This is a genomic window from Pseudovibrio sp. POLY-S9, assembly GCF_001431305.1.
Classification (GTDB): domain Bacteria; phylum Pseudomonadota; class Alphaproteobacteria; order Rhizobiales; family Stappiaceae; genus Pseudovibrio.
The window spans coordinates 22,910-28,223 of record NZ_LCWX01000204.1 but is presented as its reverse complement, the minus strand read 5'-3'; the positions used below and the strand labels follow the sequence as shown (position 1 = coordinate 28,223).

The window sequence follows — 5,314 nt, the reverse complement described above, 5'->3', positions numbered from 1 at the left end:
GACCGTATTGGAGATCTAATCGGTTCTGTCTATCAGATGTTTGTGGGTTTGCTGTCTCAAGCCAAGGGATTGTCGCCGCTGGATGTCGTTCAAGCCGATCCGCATGCAAACCTTAAGGGTGATGAAGCCTGGCTTGTTGCAGCCACTGTGCGCCACCAAGCCATCTATCTCACAGTGACAACTCTCGATGTTCCCGGTTCTGCAGCCGCTGCAGCCGCGAAGATCAGCAAGCAGGCCGTCTCAAAGGCGCTCCGGTCCGTTGAAGATAGCCGGGATGATCCGGCTATCGATCGGATGTTGGATGAGTTTGAGGGCTTGGTACGTGATCAGGGGGTGGGGCCTTGAATTATCTCTGCCACACTCAGCTGCTCCTTGGTGAAAAGGTGGGTCATGTCGCTCCGGATAGTCATACTGGTAGTTTTTGCATTGAAGAAATCTGGTTCAGCATTCGGTTGAAACGAGACATTCGAGAAATCGGCGTCTTCAAGGTTTGCTCTGTGGAAATTGGAATTAGAGATGTCGGCATTTCCAAGGTTTGCTCCTTCCAAGTTGGAGAACAGGCAAGCCATGTTTGTGAAGTTACGTTGTCCATCCGCCAACCTGATCCCGCAAAGAATGCAAAGTCTAAGATCAATGTGCTTGTTCTTCATGCTTTGAGATTGTTTGAGATCCAAAAGAGCTCTATTCGCGGTTTTGATATCGTACGGTGTGATTTCTGGCCAACCTGTAACATGCTTGATCTTCCTGCTAAGTGCTTCTCTGTGCGAGCTCTTTTTGGCGGGAATAAAGGGCAAGACAACTTCTTCGCTTCTATCTCGAATAAAAGCCGAGATTACATCGAGGACCTTGTCACAAAAGATTTCATCTTCTTGAACCGCGAGCCTTTTGAGTGTGAAAATACCGGCTTGCCGGACGGATTGACGTTTGTCGCCAAGCATCGATGCTGCTTTTTGAAAACGATCATGCAATGCCGACACTTTAGCAATTTTGCGTTGTTGATCTGCTGCAATGCTTCGTATTGCCAAGAAAATGAGAGTGAGAAAGCCAGCAATACCAATAGCCCAATCCTTCGTGAACGACCAGCGGCTAACCAGCTCTTTGTTGAGCCCCCAAAAATCTCTCGTGAAAATGGCGATGGATTTAGGGAAGTCGAGGAGAGCTACACTTCCAAACAGAGTAAACAACATTCCAAGAGCGAAGAACAGCAGTGCAACAAGCGTGAAGTTCCAGGTCATTTCTTTGAGTTTTGGGAATTTAAATTTCACAGCTCATGCTCTCCGCACATCGAATCCAATCTTAAAAATTTAATAGACTTGTTGCGAGAATTTGCAACTACTGAGCGATGTTGTGCTCTGCTGTTCCTCCAGAAATTGAGGTCAGTATGAGTAGCCGGATCAAAGAGATTAAGCAGGCGCTTATGCCATCAGAACCGGCACTGCTGGATCTGGTGATAGAGCTTGTGCCAGACGGGAAGCGGAACGGAAAGATCTGGTCTGCGAAAAGCCCTGTGCGCCAGGACAAAAAGGCAGGTTCGTTTGTTGTTTGGCTGACTGGTCCTGCGCGTGGGTCTTTCAAGGACTATGCGGATGGTACGGTAAAAGGTGATCTCATTGATCTGGTGTGTTTAAGCAAGCGGCTTTCCCGCACTGAGGCCTTAGCCTGGGCGGAGCACCGGCTTGGTTGGCGCAACATGAGCCCGGAAGAAAAGGAAAAGCTGCGCCGCCAAGTTAAGAAGAAAGCCAAGCAGCAGAACGCGCAGGAAGAAAAGAGACGCAAGGATCGGATACGCCGAGCCATTCGCTGGTGGCATAGCGGCGTGCCGGTAGAGGGAACGCTGGTTGAGCGTTATCTGGAGAGCCGTGCTATTCCCCTCAACCGGCTGCAGGGGAGATTAAATTTCTGTCGCTTCTTGCCTGCTCAGGAATACTGGATGGATGCCGTTTTTGAGAATGGCAAGAAAGTTAAGAGTGGGCCAGTCTATCCGGCAATGGTGAGCCGAATGAGTGCGCCCGATCGTTCGCTCCAGGCGCTGCACTTTACGTTTTTAGCACCGGACGGATCTGGTAAAGCTCCAGTAGAAAAACCAAAGCTGATGTGGCCGGAAACAGCCGGTTCAATGATCTGGATCTCACAAGGGGAATCGAAGAGCGGCGGACCTGATGCCTATCGCGGTCCGGTGGTGGTTGGTGAGGGCATCGAGGACGCTGGTTCCTCTGCCCTTGCCAACCCCGAAATTCGCCATGCTGCAGCCGGCTCACTTCCCAACCTTTTGCATTTACCCGATTTCCCGTGGCTCACGGGATACATCCTCCTGAAAGACAACGACTGGGGCAAGCCGCAGGCGCAGGAGCAATTTAACCGTGCCGTTGAGCGACTGGCGGCAACCGGTAAGCCCGTGATCGAGGTTTCGAGCACCACGGGCAAAGACTTTAATGATCAGTTGCGAGGAGTTGAATGATGCCTGAGGAGTTTGAGAGCTATTCAGAAGCTCAACAACATCAGCTCAATGAGTGGGTGCAGGGAAGGCCTTGGCACAATCCGTTCAGTCCTGATGGTGTTAAAGGTGAAGGTGAGTGCTGCCCTGATTTTTCTTGCTGTAGTTCTGGCCAGATTTGGTCAATGGAAATGCGGAAGGATTTTGCAGAGGCTGGTGATAAGAAACGGCAAGCGATGCTTGCTGCAGGCCTCTTTGGGCTGTTCAAAGATAATGGTTTCGAGGTTGCGAGCTCTGATGCTTTGATGCCTCCTCCTGAAGAGGGGCTTGCTCCAACTGGCGTTGATCTGGATACAGTTGAAATACTCAGTTTTTGCGCTCGTGTCGGCCAAACTGTTGCAAGTGAAGTTGCAATGATCTTTGGTCCTAGCGGCCTGGACGGATTTGATCCGGTTCTTTGGGCTAGTGCCGGCGAGATTGTTCCATTTCAGAAGGATGACACTGGCGAAGCTGCTGTGATCGCGTTGACGTCCTATGTGCTGGATCGAGACGATCGGGGATCTCCGGCCTCTGGTGAAACGCTGTTCCGGAAAGCTGCCGAACTGCTCATACATAAACTGGATTGCAGCAGATGGGATGAGCAGCCAACCTGGTTGAAGTTTGCCTATAACAGATTTGCTCGTGCCATCTCTGAGATCGGCTCAGAGCTCAAGGCAATCAAGCAGTTTCAGGCTGCAAAAGCCCCTCCGATTGATCCGATCGTTCTTTCAGTCTCTGAGAGCATCTTTGAGCAGGAAGATGATATTGGAGCACGCGATCCGGAGCTCCTTGCGGCGTTGTCTGTAGCTCAAAAAGTGAGCTCGCCTTCTGCTGAGCCTGAGAAAATCCTGAAACCTGAAAGTGAAGAAACGAGCCAGGCTAACGAGGTGATGAGTGTTGGCGAACGGCCAGTGGCAGTGAGCTAAGGGGCAACATGACTTTACAAGGGGAGCAGCAGATCCGCGCAATTGTTGGATCTGCTGCGAGGCAAATTGAAACACGTCTGGATCAACCGCAAGAGGCTGTTGATCCGATGCCTGGCGAGCCTCGGGGAGAGGTGAAGCCTGGGGAATGGATGCCGGATGCAAATGGTTTGCCTCCGGATTGTCCCGTGCAAGTGCTCGGGATGGATGGAGATGTGCTGTTCCTGATCGACGCGATCGGGCAGCTGGCTGCTGCAACGCCGAGCCAGTTTGGCCAAAGCTTCATTCAAAGACTTTTTGGCGATCGCCAGAACTATCTTTATTGGGCCTGGCCACGGCATGACAAGAACGGAGCAGTTGAGAACTGGCGAGCTGAGAAGGTTCGCGAGTGCTTGTATTCAGCTGGTGCGAAGAAGGGTGTTTGGAACAGCGTCGAGAAGGTGAGAGGCCTTGGTTCCTGGACGGATAAGGACGGAGAACTGATCTTGCATCTGGGTGATGTGCTGCTTATGGATGGCAAGCTGCGCCGGACTGGTGAGATCAAAGGTCATTTCTATCCACGTCGGCCTGCTTGCCCGCGTCCTCATGATGGAGATGTTGATGGCCAGAATAACCCCGCACCCATGCTTTACCAGATCCTCCAGACCTGGAACTGGCAGAGGCCAACAATAGATCCCTACCTCTTCTTGGGCTGGATCGGTGCTGGCTTTTTGGGTGGAGCTCTGCCCTGGCGTCCCTCAATGTTTTTGATCGGTGATAAGGCGGTGGGTAAATCCACGCTGCAGGGCATTGTGCAGACTGTTTATGGCTCTGCGCTTGTGTCTACTCCAGACACCACACCTGCAGGTATTTATCAGCGGATCGGAGCTGATGCGCTGCCGATCGCGGTGGATGAGCTGGAAGCTGAAGCGGATAACCGGAAGGTCATGGGCGTTGTAAAGCTTGCTCGCCTGGCTGCTTCCGGTGGTTTGATGTTGCGCGGTGGCTCTGATCATACTGGCGTTGCGTTTCAGGCACGGTCTACGTTTCTATTCTCCGCAATCAATCCTCCGCCTCTGCCGCCTCAGGATCTTTCACGCCTGGCGGTGATCTCCATTGGTAAGCTAGATCCTCAGAAGGTTTCTCAGGCTCCCACGATCCTTGAGCCTGAGAAAATCGGGCCAAAGTTATTGCGGCGACTTGTGAATGGGTGGCCGCAGTTCTCTGCGCTTTATGAAGAGTACCGCACAGCATTGAGGGGAGGCGGCCACGATAGCCGAGGCCAGGACACTTACGGCACGTTTTTGACCTGTGCGCACATGATGCTCGGGGATGATTGGCTGGAAGAGAATGACTACCCCATGGAGAACCTAAGTGATTGGGGGCAAAGGCTCGCCCCGACCCTCCTGCCAGAACATGAGAACGCAAAAGAAAACTGGCGCGCGTGCCTGGAACATCTGTTGTCGTCGCGTGTTGATGCATGGCGTAACGGCTTGCGGCACAACATAGGCGGACTTCTGGAGGATCTGCAGGATAAAGTTCTTAGCTTTGAGAACGCCCGTACTCAGTTGGCTCAGGTAGATCTCGGGCTCATACAGAAAGATAAGATCCTTCCTGGCTATTGTTTGGCCATACCAAACTCAGGTCCGGCTCTGTCTCATTTGTTCAAAGACACAGCCTGGGGAGGGCAGGGAGGCATTGGCGTGTGGCAGAGCGCTCTGAGACAAGGGCCTGGCTCCATTGTTTGCCATGACAAGAACTTCAACAAGGTGAAGATTGCGGGTTTCTCTAAGCGTTGCACTCTCATTGTGCTCAATGAATTCCAGAGATTGACTGAGGAAAGCTGATGTACCCCGACCCTAGGCAGAGCCATAGATCCGCGTGTGTTTACCCACACCCGGACCCTACAGGCCTATACGGCCCGCCGCCGCGCGGCCCA

The 5,314-nt window shown here is 52.4% G+C and carries 5 protein-coding genes; 4 read left to right on the top strand and 1 reads right to left on the bottom strand.

What is annotated here, in order from left to right; genetic code table 11:
* Positions 1–345: hypothetical protein (locus tag PPL9_RS20810; protein WP_200962348.1), on the top strand; the 345-nt coding region annotated here is incomplete at its 5' end.
* Here the strand turns inward: PPL9_RS20810 and PPL9_RS20805 are convergent.
* Positions 327–1,265: a pentapeptide repeat-containing protein gene (locus tag PPL9_RS20805; protein WP_057464485.1), complete on the bottom strand. Its 939-nt coding sequence runs from the start codon at positions 1,263–1,265 to the stop codon at positions 327–329. The two genes, PPL9_RS20810 and PPL9_RS20805, sit on opposite strands and share 19 nt — an antisense overlap.
* Before the next feature lie 116 nt (positions 1,266–1,381).
* Here PPL9_RS20805 and PPL9_RS20800 point away from each other — a divergent pair, with 116 nt between their 5' ends.
* From PPL9_RS20800 to PPL9_RS20790, 3 genes are read left to right on the top strand one after another with little or no spacing between them, the layout of a single operon-like run.
* Positions 1,382–2,458 carry a toprim domain-containing protein gene (locus PPL9_RS20800; protein ID WP_057464484.1) on the top strand — a complete coding sequence of 359 codons (1,077 nt, stop codon included), beginning with the start codon at positions 1,382–1,384 and terminating at the stop codon, positions 2,456–2,458.
* Positions 2,458–3,399, top strand: a complete 942-nt coding sequence (locus PPL9_RS20795; RefSeq protein ID WP_152986780.1) for a hypothetical protein — start codon at positions 2,458–2,460, stop codon at positions 3,397–3,399. Before PPL9_RS20800 ends, PPL9_RS20795 begins: the two co-directional genes overlap by 1 nt.
* A gap of 8 nt (positions 3,400–3,407) precedes the next feature.
* A complete protein-coding gene (locus PPL9_RS20790) occupies positions 3,408–5,222 on the top strand; it encodes a hypothetical protein (protein WP_057464482.1) in 1,815 nt (604 codons plus the stop codon).
* Positions 5,223–5,314 lie beyond the last annotated feature (92 nt).

Bases quoted from the DNA above. Each gene is read 5' to 3' on its own strand.
- PPL9_RS20790 (WP_057464482.1), top strand. From the start codon at position 3,408: ATGACTTTACAAGGGGAGCAGCAGATCCGCGCAATTGTTGGATCTGCT.
- PPL9_RS20795 (WP_152986780.1), top strand. From the start codon at position 2,458: ATGCCTGAGGAGTTTGAGAGCTATTCAGAAGCTCAACAACATCAGCTC.
- PPL9_RS20800 (WP_057464484.1), top strand. From the start codon at position 1,382: ATGAGTAGCCGGATCAAAGAGATTAAGCAGGCGCTTATGCCATCAGAA.